Raw genomic sequence first — 362 nt, forward strand, 5'->3', positions numbered from 1 at the left:
CACCCCAGAATTAACGTCCCGTGGCACAGACGCACCGCACTGCGGGCATTCATGCCAGCGGTCAGACAACTCCTTGGGAACTCGGTTCAGGCAAATTGCACAATGTTGGGACGTGCCAGCAGGATTTACCTTCACGACCAACCGCCCAGCTTTTGCAGCTTTGTACGGAAGGATTTCATTCAGGAACCCAGCTATCCGAGCATCAGCAAAACTTTTATTCAGCCCCGACTTAGCCGATTGACCGTTAGGGAGGAATGCTCCGTCCTCTCCCTGCTTCGGCTTAGGGCGTCGGGTCATATTGGAAACTTTTAGATCCTCGACAAAGATGACTTCTGCCTTGTCGATTAATTCTTGAGCTGTTT

General features: G+C 51.7%; 1 protein-coding gene. It reads right to left on the minus strand.

The genetic code is table 11. From position 1 onward, the window contains the following. Positions 1-362 (minus strand): transposase (locus tag AC0QH1_RS24625; protein WP_324634050.1); only part of this gene is annotated, 362 nt, incomplete at both ends.

Source organism: Phormidium sp. CCY1219 (genome assembly GCF_055795085.1).